General features: G+C 64.4%; 11 protein-coding genes and 1 pseudogene. 9 read left to right on the top strand and 3 right to left on the bottom strand.

The window, feature by feature from the left end:
* Positions 1-247 precede the first annotated feature (247 nt).
* The 3 genes from AC792_RS09780 (at position 248) to AC792_RS09770 (ending at position 3,444) form a co-directional block, all read left to right on the top strand.
* Positions 248-931 carry a hypothetical protein gene (locus AC792_RS09780; protein ID WP_049830342.1) on the top strand — a complete coding sequence of 228 codons (684 nt, stop codon included), beginning with the start codon at positions 248-250 and terminating at the stop codon, positions 929-931.
* Entirely contained in the window at positions 928-2,211 is a 1,284-nt protein-coding gene (gene otnK, locus AC792_RS09775) for a 3-oxo-tetronate kinase (RefSeq protein WP_049830341.1), read from the top strand. Before AC792_RS09780 ends, otnK begins: the two co-directional genes overlap by 4 nt.
* Before the next feature lie 66 nt (positions 2,212-2,277).
* Entirely contained in the window at positions 2,278-3,444 is a 1,167-nt protein-coding gene (locus AC792_RS09770; protein WP_049830340.1) for an MFS transporter, read from the top strand.
* 203 nt (positions 3,445-3,647) lie between these two features.
* Here AC792_RS09770 and AC792_RS09765 read toward each other — a convergent pair whose 3' ends face one another.
* A complete protein-coding gene (locus AC792_RS09765; protein WP_049830339.1) occupies positions 3,648-4,100 on the bottom strand; it encodes an Lrp/AsnC family transcriptional regulator in 453 nt (150 codons plus the stop codon).
* Between the two features lie 144 nt (positions 4,101-4,244).
* On the opposite strand from AC792_RS09765, the gene AC792_RS09760 reads away from it, so the two are divergent.
* The 5 genes and pseudogenes from AC792_RS09760 to AC792_RS18185 form a co-directional block, all read left to right on the top strand.
* On the top strand, positions 4,245-4,844 hold the full coding sequence (locus tag AC792_RS09760) for a LysE family translocator (protein ID WP_235436602.1): 600 nt from the start codon (positions 4,245-4,247) through the stop codon (positions 4,842-4,844).
* 74 nt (positions 4,845-4,918) lie between these two features.
* Positions 4,919-5,626, top strand: coding sequence for an RraA family protein (locus tag AC792_RS09755; protein ID WP_049830337.1), 708 nt, complete (start codon positions 4,919-4,921; stop codon positions 5,624-5,626).
* A gap of 250 nt (positions 5,627-5,876) precedes the next feature.
* Positions 5,877-6,344, top strand: a complete 468-nt coding sequence (locus AC792_RS09750; RefSeq protein ID WP_049830336.1) for a DUF7793 family protein — start codon at positions 5,877-5,879, stop codon at positions 6,342-6,344.
* 44 nt (positions 6,345-6,388) lie between these two features.
* Positions 6,389-6,769 (top strand): DUF7793 family protein, encoded by a 381-nt coding sequence (locus tag AC792_RS09745; protein ID WP_152916128.1) that lies wholly within the window; start codon positions 6,389-6,391, stop codon positions 6,767-6,769.
* A 123-nt stretch (positions 6,770-6,892) separates the two neighbouring features.
* A pseudogene (locus tag AC792_RS18185) lies at positions 6,893-7,066 on the top strand (DUF4913 domain-containing protein); the annotation flags it as partial.
* An 11-nt stretch (positions 7,067-7,077) separates the two neighbouring features.
* Here AC792_RS18185 and mobF read toward each other — a convergent pair.
* Positions 7,078-11,916, bottom strand: a complete 4,839-nt coding sequence (mobF, locus tag AC792_RS09740) for a MobF family relaxase (protein ID WP_049830334.1) — start codon at positions 11,914-11,916, stop codon at positions 7,078-7,080.
* Positions 11,917-12,412: 496 nt separating this feature from the next.
* Between mobF and AC792_RS09735 the strand changes: the two genes are divergently transcribed.
* Positions 12,413-12,841 carry a hypothetical protein gene (locus AC792_RS09735; RefSeq protein ID WP_049830333.1) on the top strand — a complete coding sequence of 143 codons (429 nt, stop codon included), beginning with the start codon at positions 12,413-12,415 and terminating at the stop codon, positions 12,839-12,841.
* Between the two features lie 315 nt (positions 12,842-13,156).
* Here the strand turns inward: AC792_RS09735 and AC792_RS09730 are convergent, their stop codons facing one another.
* Positions 13,157-14,869 (bottom strand): ParB/RepB/Spo0J family partition protein, encoded by a 1,713-nt coding sequence (locus tag AC792_RS09730; RefSeq protein ID WP_235436601.1) that lies wholly within the window; start codon positions 14,867-14,869, stop codon positions 13,157-13,159.
* Positions 14,870-15,063 lie beyond the last annotated feature (194 nt).

Raw genomic sequence — 15,063 nt, 5'->3', positions numbered from 1 at the left:
AGCGAAGGCACCATGACCCCCGACATGGGCGGCACCGCCAGCACCTCCGGCTTCGCCGACGCCGTCGCTACCGCCACCACCCGCATCTAACACCCACACCGCAACACAGCACACCAGCACCTGCCGGGGTGGGAAGAACTTCCATCCCGCCCCGACAGGTCCGTTGTTTCACTACTCACCGCACCGCGCCGCTTCACTGTCGACACTGACGCAGCTGCGTTCCTTCGATCAATCGAGGATCTCGACCATGCAATCTCACGAGCCCCAGCCCCTCATCGCGCTCATCAATGCAACGCCCGCCGCTATCGGCCCGGCTACCGCCGCGTTCGCGGAGCACTTCCCGGAAGCGCAGCTGTGGAATCTACTCGATGATCGGTTGCAGGAAGATGCAGAACCCGCAGGCGTCACCAGCGCCCTTGCCGACAGGATGCGCCGCCTGATCAACCATGCCGTGACCGAAGGCGCACAAGGCATCTTGCTCACCTGCTCCCTGTATGGCGCCGTCGCACAGGACTTCGCGCCGAACGCCTCCGTTCCCGTGCTCGCCCCCGATGAGGTCGCCTTCGCCCGGCTTATCGAGCAGGCCCCCGAACGAGTCCTCGTCCTCGCCAATGCAGATGGACCCCTACAGGACACTGTTGCCCGTTTCTCACAGCAGGCAGCCACGACGAACACCACCATCGACGTCCACGGCGTCGTTGCAGTCGGCGCCGCAGCAGCAGCCCGCCGAGGGGACCTCGAGGCCCTCACGGCAAGCCTGGTCTCCGCCGTTCACAGCAGCGGGGTAACACCGACGGCGATTCTGCTCGGTCAATACTCGCTGTCCCCTGCGAGCAAGGCTCTCGAGCAGCAGACCGGCATTCTCGTTCACACGGGCCCGGCAAGTGCAGCCGCATCCCTGCGCACCAGCATCCTTGGAGGACAGCCATGATCGGGGTAATCGCCGATGACTTCACCGGTGGCACCGACGTCGCCGTCGCCTTCCGTCGGGCAGGTCTGCGGGTCCTGATCCAGTTCGGCCCCGCCACAGAACCTCCCGTCGACCCTGACGTCGACGTCATCGTCATCGCCTTGAAAAGCCGCACCATCCCCGTCGCCGAGGCGGTCAAAGCCTCTTTGGAAGCAGCTGACACGCTCCTGGATGCCGGGTCCCGGCAGCTGTTCTTCAAATTCTGCTCGACCTTCGACTCCACCCGCGAAGGAAACATCGGCCCCGTCCTGGACGCGTTGGCCCAGCGGGTCGGCAGCACCATCGCGGTCGTGGTCCCCAGCTCACCAGAACACGGACGAACCCAGTACCAGGGACACCTGTTCGTTAACGGGACGCTGCTCTCGGATTCACCGATGCGCCACCACCCCCTCACCCCGATGACCGATTCCCGGATCACGCGCCTGCTCCACCCCCAGACCAAGAGGACCGTGGTACTGGTTGATCTGACGACCGTGGACCAGGGCACTACAGCCATCGCGGCGACCCTCGAAAGCCTGGAAACCCGAGGTGTCGCCTACGCCGTCGTGGACGCCGTCGACGAGACCGACCTCCTCAAGATTGGTTCAGCCGTCATCGACGCTCCCCTCGTCTCTGGGGCAGCAGGGCTGGCCGGCGGGCTCGCGAAGGCAGTCGTCCGCCGCGACGCGATACCGCACCACGTCACGGACATCAGTGAACCGTGGAATATGAACCCCGCTGTCGCCCTGGCAGGATCCTGCTCGGCACGCACGCTCGAGCAAATCGCTGCCCTGCAGGAGAAGAACCACCCGTCCTTCTGGTTGGACGCTGTTTCCGTTCCCGACCCACAGAACCTGGCCGCCGCAGCCCTGCAGTGGTACGACGCGCAGAACTCCTCCCTACCCCCACTCATCTACTCCTCACTTCCCCCGGAAATGCTCCAGCGTTCCCAGGAGGCACTGGGCATCGAACGATCAGCTGAGATCCTCGAAACGGCAATGGGGCTCATCGCTCAAGGCCTCGTGCAGCGTGGCATCCAACGTCTGGTCGTCGCCGGGGGAGAGACCTCAGGTGCCGTCGTCACGGCCCTGCAAGTCAACGGTGGGCTGATCGGGGATGAGGCAGCACCCGGAGTCCCATGGATCATCACCCAAGGCACAGCAGCGCCTCTTGCACTCCTGCTCAAATCCGGGAACTTCGGCACCCCGAGCTTCCTCCTCGACACCACCGCAAGCCTGCACGGCACAGCCGCTCAGGCATGACCGCCTGAAAGTGAGTGAACTCCAGGGCGCAGACGGCCGGCAGCCATCGTGAGAAGGCCATCCCGGATGACCTGGTCAATCGTCGTGGCACACGCCGTGCTGGTACAGGTCTTCACCTACGCTGTCAGGCCAGGACTGTCCTATGCCGTGATCGAGGCCGGAGGATCCGCGGCCATACTCGGTCTGATCGGTACGGCGTTCGCGCTGCCCGCACTGGCGCTGGCTCTACCTGCAGGACGATTCACCGACCGACTCGGAGAGCGCACGATAGCGCTGCTCGGCGCCCTGCTCATGGTTCTCTCAGGAGTGGTCGCACTGGTCTTCATCGATCAGGTGACGGGCCTGCTCGCAGCAGCGTTTCTCCTTGGCCTAGGACACCTCCTCAGCGTCGTCAGCGAACAAACGGTCGTCGCCAACCTGTCCACGGAAGGCAAAAGGGAGAGCGCCTTCGGTCTTTATACCTTCGCCGCCTCGACCGGGCAGGCTGCAGGACCGCTCCTTCTAGCGCTACCTCACGAAGCATCCCTCGGGCCGAACCTTTCCCTGGTCTTCCTCATCTCCCTCAGTGTCGGAGTGCTCCTCGCCCTCACCAGTGCCTTCATGAAGTCCTCCCCATCGGCAGGAACGACCACAGCACAGGCGGGCATCCTTTCCACAAGCCACGCCCTGCTCCGGAAGCGGGGGGTTCTCCGAGCCCTGATCGCCGGCAGCCTCGCCCTGGCATCCATCGACGTCACCCTTGCCTTCTGGCCCGCACTCGGTACCGAACGCGCCCTTCCCGCGGTGATCATCAGCACCATGCTCACCGTGCGGGCGGTCATGACCATGGCCTCACGCGCCGCACTTCCGCTGCTCATCCGCACCATGTCGCGCAAGGCTCTCCTCTCGACAGCGCTACTGGTCTCCGCGCTCGGACTCGGCCTCACCGGACTGCCCGTCAACAGCGTTCTTCTCATCACCGGAGCGGCGATCTTCGGACTCGCGATAGGAGTCTGCCAACCGATCACGATGGCCTGGCTGACCGATGTCGCAGAAGCAAGACACCGGGGAATGGCGATGTCACTGCGGCTTGCAGGCAACCGGGTCGGTCAATCCACCGTCCCTGCCCTCGTAGGAGTACTGGCGCCGGCAACGGGTGTCCTCGGTATCCTCATCGCGACCGCCGCAAGCCTCACCCTGGCGGCCGGCATCACCCTTCGAAGCCCCAAAGCAGCCTCTGAGGACACCACCTGACCACCCGCCCCACCCACGCGACGTGACCGGGTGACCTCACCGCGCCTCTTCGCCGGGCGACATTGCTGCATCACGTCGTCCTCCTGCCCATCGGCAACAACGATCGCAAGCCGCCCTGCTTCTGGCCTCTCCAACACAGGGCGCAACCTATCGGCAGCGCTGATCCTCGCACCACGATGAACAAGGAACCGGCGATTAACGGATCAGAGAGGTGCCGGCCGGTGGTCCACGACCGTCTTCATCACCAGCGTCGAACTCAGTTTCAACACCCCGGGCAGGGCTGCGATCTGCTCGTCGTACAGGCGCTGGAACGCCGGCAGATCCGCAGCTACCACCCGAAGAAGGTAGTCCGGGTTACCGAAGAGCCGTTGAGCCTGCAGAATGTTCGGCACCGCCTCAACAGCCGCCTCGAAGGCGTCCAAGGTGGAGCGCTGAGCGTCCTGCATGGTCACGAAGACCAAGGACTCGAACGTCAAACCCAGTGCGTTCAGATTCACCTGGGCCCGATACCCGTCGATCGCTCCGGACTGCTCCAATGCGCGCACCCGACGGTGGCACGGAGACAAGCTCAACTGGACCCGATCCGCGAGGTCCGTCAATGACATCCGACCGTCCCGTTGAAGCTCAGCAAGTATCTTCCGGTCCATGGCATCCATGAAGAATATTCTTGCTCATAAGGAGTCTGAGTGGCTTGAATTTGAGAGCACCTTTGGGCTGATCTTCCCTAAGCTTCCTAGTGCCCTCGAAACCGGGGGAGAGGTGGTTCTTGGAAAGAGGTAATTGTGGCGGTCGGATCCATCGTGGCGTTCTGGGCCGTCTCCGTACTCTTCGTCATCACCCCGGGTGCTGACTGGGCGTACGCCATCAACGCCGGACTGCGGAACAGGTCGATCTTTCCCGCCGTCGCAGGACTTCTCTGTGGCCATCTTGCCGCGACGATCATTGTCGCTGCAGGCGTCGGAGCCCTCGTCGCGGCGAATCCGATGGTCCTGACAGTCCTGACGATCATTGGTGCGGCCTACCTGGTGTGGCTTGGAATCACGATGATGATCAGCTCCGCGGGCCCAACCGCCTCGAGTGACCGTGTTTCCAGCTCCGCATTCCGACAGCTCGCGCGGGGATTCGGAGTCAGCGGCCTGAATCCGAAGGTCTTCCTGCTCTTCCTGGCGCTGCTTCCTCAGTTCACGAACCCATCAGGCCACTGGCCGGTCGCCATGCAGATCATCGCGCTGGGTCTCGTGCACACCCTCAGCTGCGCAGTGGTCTACATGGCGGTGGGCCTGGCCTCACGCAGGGTTCTCGCGAGTAAGCCGAGCGCCGCCCGCATCGTCACACGCCTGTCCGGTACGGCAATGGTCTGCATCGGTGTTTTCCTGCTCGTCGAACAGCTCGTGCACTGACGGACCACCGGATGAGACGAGTAAGACGATGACGATGCCCAGCCCACAAACACGACACCACCGAGGAGCCTGAGATGGACGCCGAAACACTGCAACGCACCTACCTGGACCTGAGCACACCGCACGTCGCAGATGCCTGCATGCGCTTAGGAATACCCGTCAGATGTGCCCCGACCCAAGTGAGGCCGCTCTGGCCAGGAACGCACGTCGTGGGAACAGTCCGTCCGGCCCGCCACTATGGCAGCGTCGACGTCTTCCTCGAAGCCATCGATCAGGCAGCACCAGGAGATGTACTGGTGGTCGACAACGGGGGACGAACCGATGAGGCCTGCGTCGGCGACCTGATCACCCTCGAGGCCCAGCGTGCTGGCCTGGCGGGAATCATCATATGGGGCCTCCACCGAGACACCCTCCAACTACTGACGATTCGCCTACCAGTGCTCAGCCTCGGCACCCTGCCAGTCGGGCCGCAACGCCTCGATGCCCGCGACCCGGGGGCCCTGACGAACGCAGCCTGTGGCGAGCACACCGTTGACAGCACCGATTTCGCCCTCGCAGACGACGACGGCGCCCTTTTCATCCCCCTGGAGAAAGCCCTCGATGTCGCGACCGTTGCAGCCGGCATCCGGGACACCGAGCGCCGTCAGGCTGCCGCGATGCTCCTCGGCACCAGCTTCCGAACGCAATCACGACTTCCGGACTACATCGCTGCAAGGCACGCGAACCCCAATCTCACCTTCCGGCAACACCTCAGGACGTTCGGCGGCGAAATTGAAGAGTAACGTCGAGTGTCGGCTCCAGCTTTGAACTGAGCAAAGCAAGCGCACGCTTGCACTGCTGGCAACCAACCGGTGAAGCCACACCGCTGCCGGTCGGAGTTGTAGCTCACCCAGGTGGACGGCATTGAGCTCTATCCTTCGGGCTCCACCCGCCCACAGGCGAATGACCCGTACATGATCAGGCCGCGCTCGTGCGCTCCTCACACCCGGTGATCGGGTATACCGATTAGTTGTCCCGTGCAATGCTAGGTGGATGGTATCGGGGGACACCGCCCGGTTCGTCCTCACCGTCGGACCTGATTTCAACCGGCTTAGGTGGGCTCCCGGCGTCACGATGTTCGGCAGGGATGTCCGGGCCACGATCAGCGCTGTCGATGCCGTGTCTACCGCCGCCAAGCGACCGCTACTGGTCGACATCGGCTCCATTGAACGGATCACGCCTTCAGCCAGACAACTGCTGATCGATGACACGTGTTCGACGCGGACCGCTGTCCTGAGCACGGATGTCGTCACCAAGGTCATTACCGCCTTCGCCTATACCTCGGCGACTCCTACCCGGTTCTTCACTGACGAGTCAGAGGCTATCCGCTGGCTCCTCAAACCATCTGCCGCTAGCGGAAACCGACACCAGTCGGACGACTTGCTTGAAGCGGATGCGCCTGTGCATACCGGAACCAATCTGACCGGCGAAAGCCTTGGACATCAGGGGATGGACGCGTAGTGTGCGCGGCGGGTAACCAGGGCTGATCAAGGGGGAGCAGGATCATGACTGATGCAGCAATGATCGCGGAGGATTCATTCACCGCGGAGATGCGCGGTGAAGTGCTCTGGGTTGAGTGGGTAATCCACGTAACCGTCACTGACCACGGGGCGTTGTCATTGGTGGAAAGGGCTAACGCCCTCAGCCCGAACACGTGTCCACCAATGCTGGTGATGCTCAACGAGATGGTGTCACTCAGCAGGGGCGCACTGACTACCTTCTCCCACGGACTAAATATCGCTGCCATGGCTCTGGTTGGCCCGTCACCGGTTGATCAGCTACTCGTCAGTTACTTCACCGAAGTCCACGAACCGCCTTACCCGACACGCCACTTCACCACAGTCGATGGCGCCTACACCTGGCTCACCGAGCACCCCCACGCTTAATGAGTGAGCAATTGTCTCTCGGGTCCCGGACGTCTCCAGCCCCTTTCCCGAGTCTTCATCAAGTCGCCGATAACGAAGCTTATGTCAACCTAAGTTGACGCTCTCCCTACACAGGCGGAGGGCGGGATGTCGGGCTGGTGGGTTGATCACTTCGACAGTCACGCCGCGGTACTTTTCGCCAAGCGTGGTCCCTTTGGAGAGTGCGGCACCACGCACCAGCCGAAACCAGCCGGAGGGTGCTCGCGTGTGAAGCGCCCCCTACCGACACTGGTCCTGGGACTAACCAAGTCCCCCTGAACAGCGGCTGGTCACAGTGACCGGCCGCTGTTTTTCGTCTGCTCAGCTCGACGCTTCGCGGCAGCCGAATCGTTCTTGCCTGATGCCGCCTCCCGAGCCTGACGCTCGGCGGCAGTAGCCTTCCTGCTCTGAATCAGCTGGGCTTGCCGCTGACTCCTTTCCTTCTTCCGCGCTGCATCCTGTGCGGCGCCACCCTTTTCCTGACTCACGGTGCTCTCCTTCTTCTGGGAACTCGTTGATTGCCCGGTTGCCTTACTGCCGGACCCGGAGGTGTCGGAGAACGATGTCCCTGCGACCTTCTCCGCAACTGCCCGATGCCGTGCGATCGCACGTTCGATCGCGGCCTCTTCCGTCGCGGAGCGTTGCGACTGCACCTCAGGCGTCCCCGCGGCCTGCACAACGGCAGAGGACGTATCAGTGGACTGTATGGCGTCGACGATCCGTGCTTCGCGCTGCTGCGGTGCCGGCAGCGGGTCGCTGGCAGCGGCACGCTCGGCCTGGAGCCGCTCGATAGCCCTACGCGCCGCGGTCTGATTCGCGGTCATGCGGTCAGTGATCGTTGCTTCGTCGGCGCTCTGCTGCACCTGGGCGGCGCTGCGCGGCGGGACCTGTGTAAGGGTACTGTGCTTGTGCAGGGCCGTGGCGCGCTCGACCAACCGCTGCGCGACAGGGTCGTCCTGGTACTGCTTCGGGATCATCGCCGTCTCATGAGAACCGATGTTGTACCGGTTCCGATACGCCTCGGTCTCGGCCGCGATGCTGTGCCATTCGGCGGCCTTGGACTCCTTCGCCGGCAGCGGCCCGAGCGCGGCCGCCCACGCCGGTTGTTCTTCCGCGAGCTGTGCGCCGCGGACGCCGACCCGCTGTCCGAGGTGTGCCCGGAGTCGGTCGAGTTCATCCCGGTACTCGACCGGTACGCGTGCGTCCTGCAGGAGCGCGGACGGTGCGAGGTCCTCGCTGATGGTGGACCGGTCGAACCCTGCGCCGCCGGCACTGGTGACCGTTCGACTGCTGGTGCTGGTGCTGACGAGTTCGGTGGACGCCGGCGTGCTGGTGGTGGGGATGCCGGCCTCGCGTAGCTGGCGTTCCTGGCGGATTGCCTCGGCGATCGTGACCTGGTGGGCGCTGCGGGGATCCTCGCCACGGGCGGTGCGTTCGATCGCGGTCTGTGTCGGGGAGAGATCCTGGCGGCGCTCGAGCTCAAGGGTCATGGTTTTCACCATCCACTGCTCTTTCCTCGTCGCGGCACTGGGTGATGCGGTCGGGTCGAGGGACTGCAACCGTTCCACAGCGTTGTCGCGGGTCTCGGTCAGTTTGCTGGTGTGTAGGAGCGCGAACGGCCGGGCAGCCCATTCGGTGTCCGTGGGAGCCTCACCGGGTGTCCGGCGGAGCTGACAGGCGGTAGCGCCCTCGGCGTGCTTCTCGGCCTGGCGTGCGAGGCGGTCGAGGTGATCGTCGGTGAGGGCACCGAGCGGTCGCTGTCCGGTGTTCGCCCGGATCTGCTGCGCGGTGTCGATCCGATTCTCCACCCGGAAAGCGAGGACGGCGGCCGCGTCGTCGGCGCCTGCGAACCCTCGTTCCCGGTACGCCTGAGCGAGGACCGTGGACGCGTCCAGGCCCTCGTTCTCAGCCCGCCGCAGGTGCGTGGCCACGGCGCCCCATGACTCGTGCGAGGTGAACGCAGCGGCGGCTTCCTGCCCCATGACGTCCTGAGCGATGCCGCGGGTCTTTGCGGTCCATGCTGCTGCTTCGACCTCGTTGTAGACGCTGGCGAGGGTGGTGACGTCCCCGGTGCGGACGGCTTCGGCGCGGACTGTTTCGTGCGCGGACAGGGTCCGGTCGTGGTTCGCCGTGATCGATGCGAGGATGTTGTCACGGGTGACGGTCTGGTCGTTGTCGTCGCCAAGAGCGACGTAGAGCTTGTTCGTCTCGCGTCCGCGGGTGGCGGCGACGTAGGCGCCGGCGCGGTCGGTCCGCTCGTCGAGGATCGCGTGCGCGGTGTCCACGGTGGCGCCCTGGGCGCGGTGCACGGTCGCGGCATAGCCGAGCTGTCCGTGCTCGTTCAGGTAGTCGGCGTCCACGGTAATACGTCCCCGGTGGCCGGAGTGCCGGAGGGTTACACGCTGCCGGTCCTGTGTCTCCGGCTGTGCTGCTGCGTGGTCGGTGGAGGGATTGGCGGTGACCTGTTCCACGGTCCAGACATCGTTGTTCTTGACGAAGTCCTTGCCCTGGTTAAGTTGCAACGTCCGGTCGTTCCTGCGGGTGACGACGGTGTCGCCCGGGTAGGCGCGGAGCCCGTCCCGGAGGACCACGGACGGCGTCGCCTCCATGATCGGGCCTGCGCCGTCAGTGAGGTCACCGGTGGCGATGCGGGCGGCTTGGGCGCGGGCGTTGAGGTCCGTGACGGTGGCGTTGTCAGTGGCGATCATCAGCGACGTCTTACCTGCTGCGGTGTCGGTCATCCACGCGGTGAAAGCGTCCTGCGTCATGGCTTCGGTGGTGCCAGCGGTGACCCGCTTGTTGTCCACGTACCACTGGAAGGGGGTGTCAGCTCCGACGGTTGCCGGTTCCCGGAGGGCCAGGGAAGCGTCCGCTTCTCCTTCGGTGTGGAAGCGGTGGACCTCCTCGAGGCGGACTGCTCCGACCTCGTTGTTGAGCAGGCGCAGCGCGCCGCCGGAGCCGATGGCTCCGAGCTGCCGGTCATCCCCGATCGCACGCACCACGGCACCGTTGCGCGCAGCGACCGCGACGACCTCGGCGAGTTTCGGCGTGGTGACCATCCCTGCCTCATCGATGATGATCACGTCTCCGGCACCGAGAGCGAAGGTGGACCCGCCGTTGTCGTGGCCGTCCTTGGCTGTGGTGTTCTGCTGGCCCTGCTGGTTCCGGTGGGAGATGAGGAACGCGTCGATGGTGGTGGCGTCGGCTCCGATGTCCTTGGACATCACCGCTGCGGCGGCTGCTGTTGGTGCGAGTCCGATGACCTTCCCGCCGCTGTCACGGACCGCGTCAGCGGCCAGGGACAGGCTCGTGGTCTTGCCTGCGCCGGCGGGTCCGATGCCGAGGGTCAGCAGCTTCTCGTCGGTGGCAAAGGCGCGTGCGAGGTCGATCTGACCCTGCGATAACGCCGGTCCCCCACTGGCAGCGTTGGCTTCGACGTGCTGTGACAACAGGGTGTCGAAGCGTTCAGCTGACACGGCCGGGATGACGATCTTCTGTCCTGCGGCCAGGACCCGGTGCTCGGCGTTCAGCACCTCCTGCGAGGTGAACAAGGTGAGGTCGGCCTGCTGGAACTGACTGGTGCCGTCGGCGCGTAGGAACTCGGCCAGCTTCGGTGTGATCGTGTCCGGGGTGACCTGGAGGCTGTGCGTCCCGGTGGCTTCCCGGGTGATGTTCTCCATGGTTTCGTCGGTGATGGTCTGTCCCGGGAAGGCTTCTTTGAGGTGCCTGCGGGTCTGGGCGATGACGTGGTTCCGTCCCCATACGGCGCGCTTTGCGGCCAGCTCGTGGATGACCAGGCGTGCGTGTTCGTGGACGTCGAGGTCGTTGACCAGTGCACCTACGGGCGTTCCTGTGCTCGCGTTGCGGACGTGTTCGAGCAGGTCAGGTCCGACCGGCATGTTCGTGCTCGAGCTGTAGTCCTGCTGCCATTCCTGAACCAGCTCCGACAGCCGGCGGGCACTTTTCTTGTGCGGCCTTGTCTCCAGGGTGGCTTGCTGCGCGAGGGCGATCTTCTGCTTGTCGCTGGGCGCGTACCCGTGCTTGTCGGCGAACTCGGCTTCGAGTCTGCCGATGGTTCCGGCGATGTTTGACCGTCGTGAGGATGCCCGGTGGATGGTGTCCAGGTCGATCCCGGCGACCTCGTAGATGGGCTCTCCCCCACCGGCTGTGCGGGCTACGGTGCTGACGTCGAGGGCCGCGCAGACCTTTTCGATGACCTTCGCGTTGTACGTCTCGGACGCGGCGACGTTCATCTTATAGAGGGCCCTACCGTCGAGGGAGGACCACTTCCCGTCGACGCCCTTGACCTTGTTGGCGATGACTACGTGGTCGTGCAGTTGGGGGTCCCCGGCGCGGGAGTCGTAGTGCCGGAACTGGGTAGCGACTAGCCCGCCGTCGACGTCGATCTGCCGGACCCCGTTCTTCCCCCGCCGCGTGTAGGTGGCGTTTTTCTCGAGGAAGGTGATCGTCTCGGCAATCGCTTCGTTGTGTGCGGTTTCAATGGCTTTTCGAGCTTCGTCGCCGCCGAGTGCCCACAGCAGGGACACCGATTTTGCGGGTGAAAACACCAGGTCATACCCGGCAACGGTCTGCTTCGAGGGTGTGGTTTGCGCGGTCACATACCGGGCAAGCTCCTCGTTGCTGCGGGCGTTCCTGCCGTGGGATTCACGGAACAGCTCGCCTCCCACCCGTGACCGGATCTCGTGCATGACCTCCGTGGGCAGCACCTTGTCCGCGTTCTCGGGACTAGCCCGTCTTGGACCGCCGAGGCGCCGGAACCGGGCTACTTCCTCGTCGATCCTGCGGGTCATCTCCGTGTTGGCAGCGCCGTACTGGTGGTACTTCTGACCCAGTTTGATCTGCGCTGTCGTACCTCCAGCCGCAAGAATGCTGGCGGCCTCGGGGTGCAGTCCCTCGCCGAACAGCGCTTTCATCTGCGCTTCGCTGACCTCGCCCGACACTCCCAGCAGCTGTTCGGAGTGTCCAACCCACTGACCCGGAGGCATGCCCTCGACGGTGTAGTAGTCCCCCAGCTCACGGTCGCCCGCGCGGAGCTCATCGGCGCTAGCGACCTCGGAGGTGTAGTAGGCGTAGCCGTCCCCAGCACTGAGCTTATGGACGGTCATCATAGGCCCATTCTCGCGCACTATCGGCGCTGGGTCGACCTCAGTTATCAAGATGCATGAGGTGTGACAGATTGTGGTGGTTGGAAGGGTGTGGAATCGTGAGGTGACGACGCAGGAGGAAACGCGATGGAACGCCGTGGAAACCACTACGACTGGTCCATCACGACTGTGATGCGGTTGTGCACATGAGAATGGGCGGTGGGTAACACGCTTCACCGTTATCCACGGTTCGTTCGATTGGGTGCAACCGCACCATGAGAGTTATCCACGGGTGGGCAACGCAGAGACCGGTTGTTATCTCGAAGCTGTCCATGTGTGGGTAGCCCTCACGGTGGACCAGCCCGAGCGTCAGCAAGGTCCGTGTGAGGTTTGAAAGAGTTGTCGGCGGTGGGCCGATGCGCAGCGAGATACCACCGCCGGACGAGCTGCTGACCGTTAGGTAAGTGGGCATGGTTCGCCCGCATGTGCAAGGTTGTCGAGTGGAAGGGGACAGATCGTTATGGCGGCACCACGGAAGTCAGCGCAGCAGGTCGCAGCACGGGAGAAAGCACGCGCAAAGGCGCAGGAGCTGACCGAGCGGCACGAGAAATTGATTGACCTTGCGGCAGGGTTCTTCGAGCAGCAGGAGAACGCCGAGCAGATCCGTACCGAGGCGCAAGAGCGCGCGGATGCAATCCTGTCCAAGGCTGAGGACGACGCGGCGTCCGCCCTGGCGGAGGCCGGGGCGAAGGTGCGCGAAATGCTGGACACCGGAGAGTCCCGCGCAGCGGTCGCCGCACGCCTGGGGTTGAGCGGTGCGGAGGTCAAGCGGGTCCTCGACGGTGCAACAGTGGCCGAGGGGAACGACACCGAGGCGACGGCGTCGACCATCACGGAATCGTCTGCCGAGGTTGCTGACCAGGTCGCGGCGGAGACAGCAGCGGCCTAACGGTTTGACCCACTGAGTACGGGTTGTGAGTGAGGGGGATCGACGTCGTCGGTCCCCCTCGTCACGTCTGTGGGTGTGGTGGTTGATCGAGTGTCGGTGTGTTGACGCGGGTAATCATCACGCGGCCGGTGGCGCAGTGTGGTTCTGGTGGTGGCTGGGAGTGCGAGGGACGGCGGTTCGCCGCCGGTGACCACCGCTCGAGGTGCCCCGTTGGCGGCGAACCGCCCCGCCCACTGACGGTGAACCGATCACCGTCCGATCTCCACACCCGACCGGGGCCGGTGGTGCAGGGAGCCTGCACCACCGGCATCGGTGTTACTCGGCGGCGGCGTACTCTTCGCCGATCATTTCCTCCTGCTCTGCCTGAATGTCCTCCAGGTACTCGACCGGCTCCGGATCGGCGGCGGGGTCGTCCTCGTCGGCGGTCGCGTCAGCAAGCTCGGGGCTCTCGTCGCTCACCGTGTCCTCGGGTACCGGGGCGTTCTCCTGTGCCGGGGCCTCGACGGGGGCCGGGTGGGTGACGAGGCGTTCCACGTCGCTGAGGTTGTATCCCCAGGCGGCGAGTTGTGTCAGGTAGTGCGCGGCGGTGGAACTCCCGTTGCGCCATGTGTAGCGGCCCGTGTTCTTCTCGTACCCGGCAAGCACCATGGCCAGGGCGTTGATTTCATGGCGTCCGCTCGGGCGGCTGGTGATCTTCGCCAGTTCCGACCTGCCCCCGAACCCTGCGGCCTTCGGCTCCTTACCGGTGAGTAGTTCGACTGAGAAATCGCTGTACTTGGACAGTCCGTCCGCAATCGTGTACCCGTGGACTCCCATGGCGTGGGCGATGAACCGCAGGGCGTTCTTCGGGGCAGTCTTGCCTTTGAGCAGTCCCTTCACGAACTCGATGCGGACCACCTCAGCGGCGTCCCACGCCCGATTATTCTCGATCACGGTCCGGCGTTCGGCTTTCTCTTCCTCGGTCATCTTCCCGGCACGGGGTGCGCCGGGCTTCACGAACCCTGCGGCCTTCCAATCGGTGTTCAGGTACGTCGTCGCGGGACCGTTGTAGGTCGAGCGAACATAAGCGGCGTTCGCGTCCTCCGCTGTGAGCAGGTCCCCGGTCTTGGTGCGTAGGTCCCTGATGTCAGCGATCGGACCTTTGTAGTCGTAGGACGACCATGTCGAGTCCTCCATGATCGTCAAACCAGCGGTGACGGCATCGGCCTTGGCCGCCGCGACCTCAGCCTGCCGCTTCCGGTCGTCGCGGATGCGCTGGGCGGTGTGGTCGAAGCTCTGCGGGGCTTCCTTGGCAATGCTTTCCAGCTTCTCAATCGCCTCGGTGTCCCCGGCAAACTCCTCGATCACTGCCGCCATGTCCAGCGTCATCCCTGCGGCGAGGAACGCCGTCGCGGTGTCATCGGCACGGACTTTCAGGGCCGCGTCCACGGTGGTTTTCTTCGCCCCGGTCTTACGGGCGATCTGCGTTGCCGACACACCGAGCAGGGACAGCTGGTGGAACGCCTCGGCCCGGTCATTGTCGGTCAGCTCGCGGCGCTGGTCGTTCTCCACGATCTGTTTAGCGAGCCGGTCGGCTTCGGTGAGGGAATCGACCACGTACACCGGCATGGTGTCTAGATTGTTCTCCACGGCGGCGAGGGTTCGGCGCTGTCCGTAGAGGACGTGCACGGTGCCGTCCTCGGTGCGGTGCGCGACGACGGGTTGAATGACGCCGTGCTCCTTGATCGAGGCGAGGAACGCCTTGTCGAGGTTCGCTTCGGCGCGCACGTTCGCGTCGATGGTGAGCGTGGCGGGGTTGATCTGTTCCAGAACGGACATAGCGGTGTTGCTCCTTTTGACAGGTGGTGGTGGGGTGTCGGGCCTGTGGTGTGCCAGCAGTGGCCCCTTCCCCCGTGCGTTTTTTGCCTGCTGGCGAACTCGTTCGCTCGTTCCCGACGGAGCAGGGTCAACCCGAAGGGCGAAGGGCCTGCCAGAAACCTCGAAGGAAATAAGCGACGCAGGAGCGCCGTAGAGGTTTGTGGCCAGCACCAGTCGGCGCAGCCGATTGACCGTGTGGAGCGGGGACGCACAATCCGAAGGACAGCAGCAAAAAAGACCCGGACCGGATGCGACGAAGGAACAACCGGGGCGGTGACAGGCCGCAGCGAAGCGAAGGACCACAGCCCTCACTCGGAGCCCTAGCGGAGAGTGAGGGAAGCACTGAAACGCGAGACACCCACCCG

Origin of the sequence: Arthrobacter sp. RIT-PI-e (assembly GCF_001187915.1) — a bacterium.
Classification (GTDB): Bacteria; Actinomycetota; Actinomycetes; order Actinomycetales; family Micrococcaceae; genus Arthrobacter_D.
Note: the sequence above shows the minus strand (reverse complement) of the source record. Positions and strands in the feature narration are given on the sequence as shown.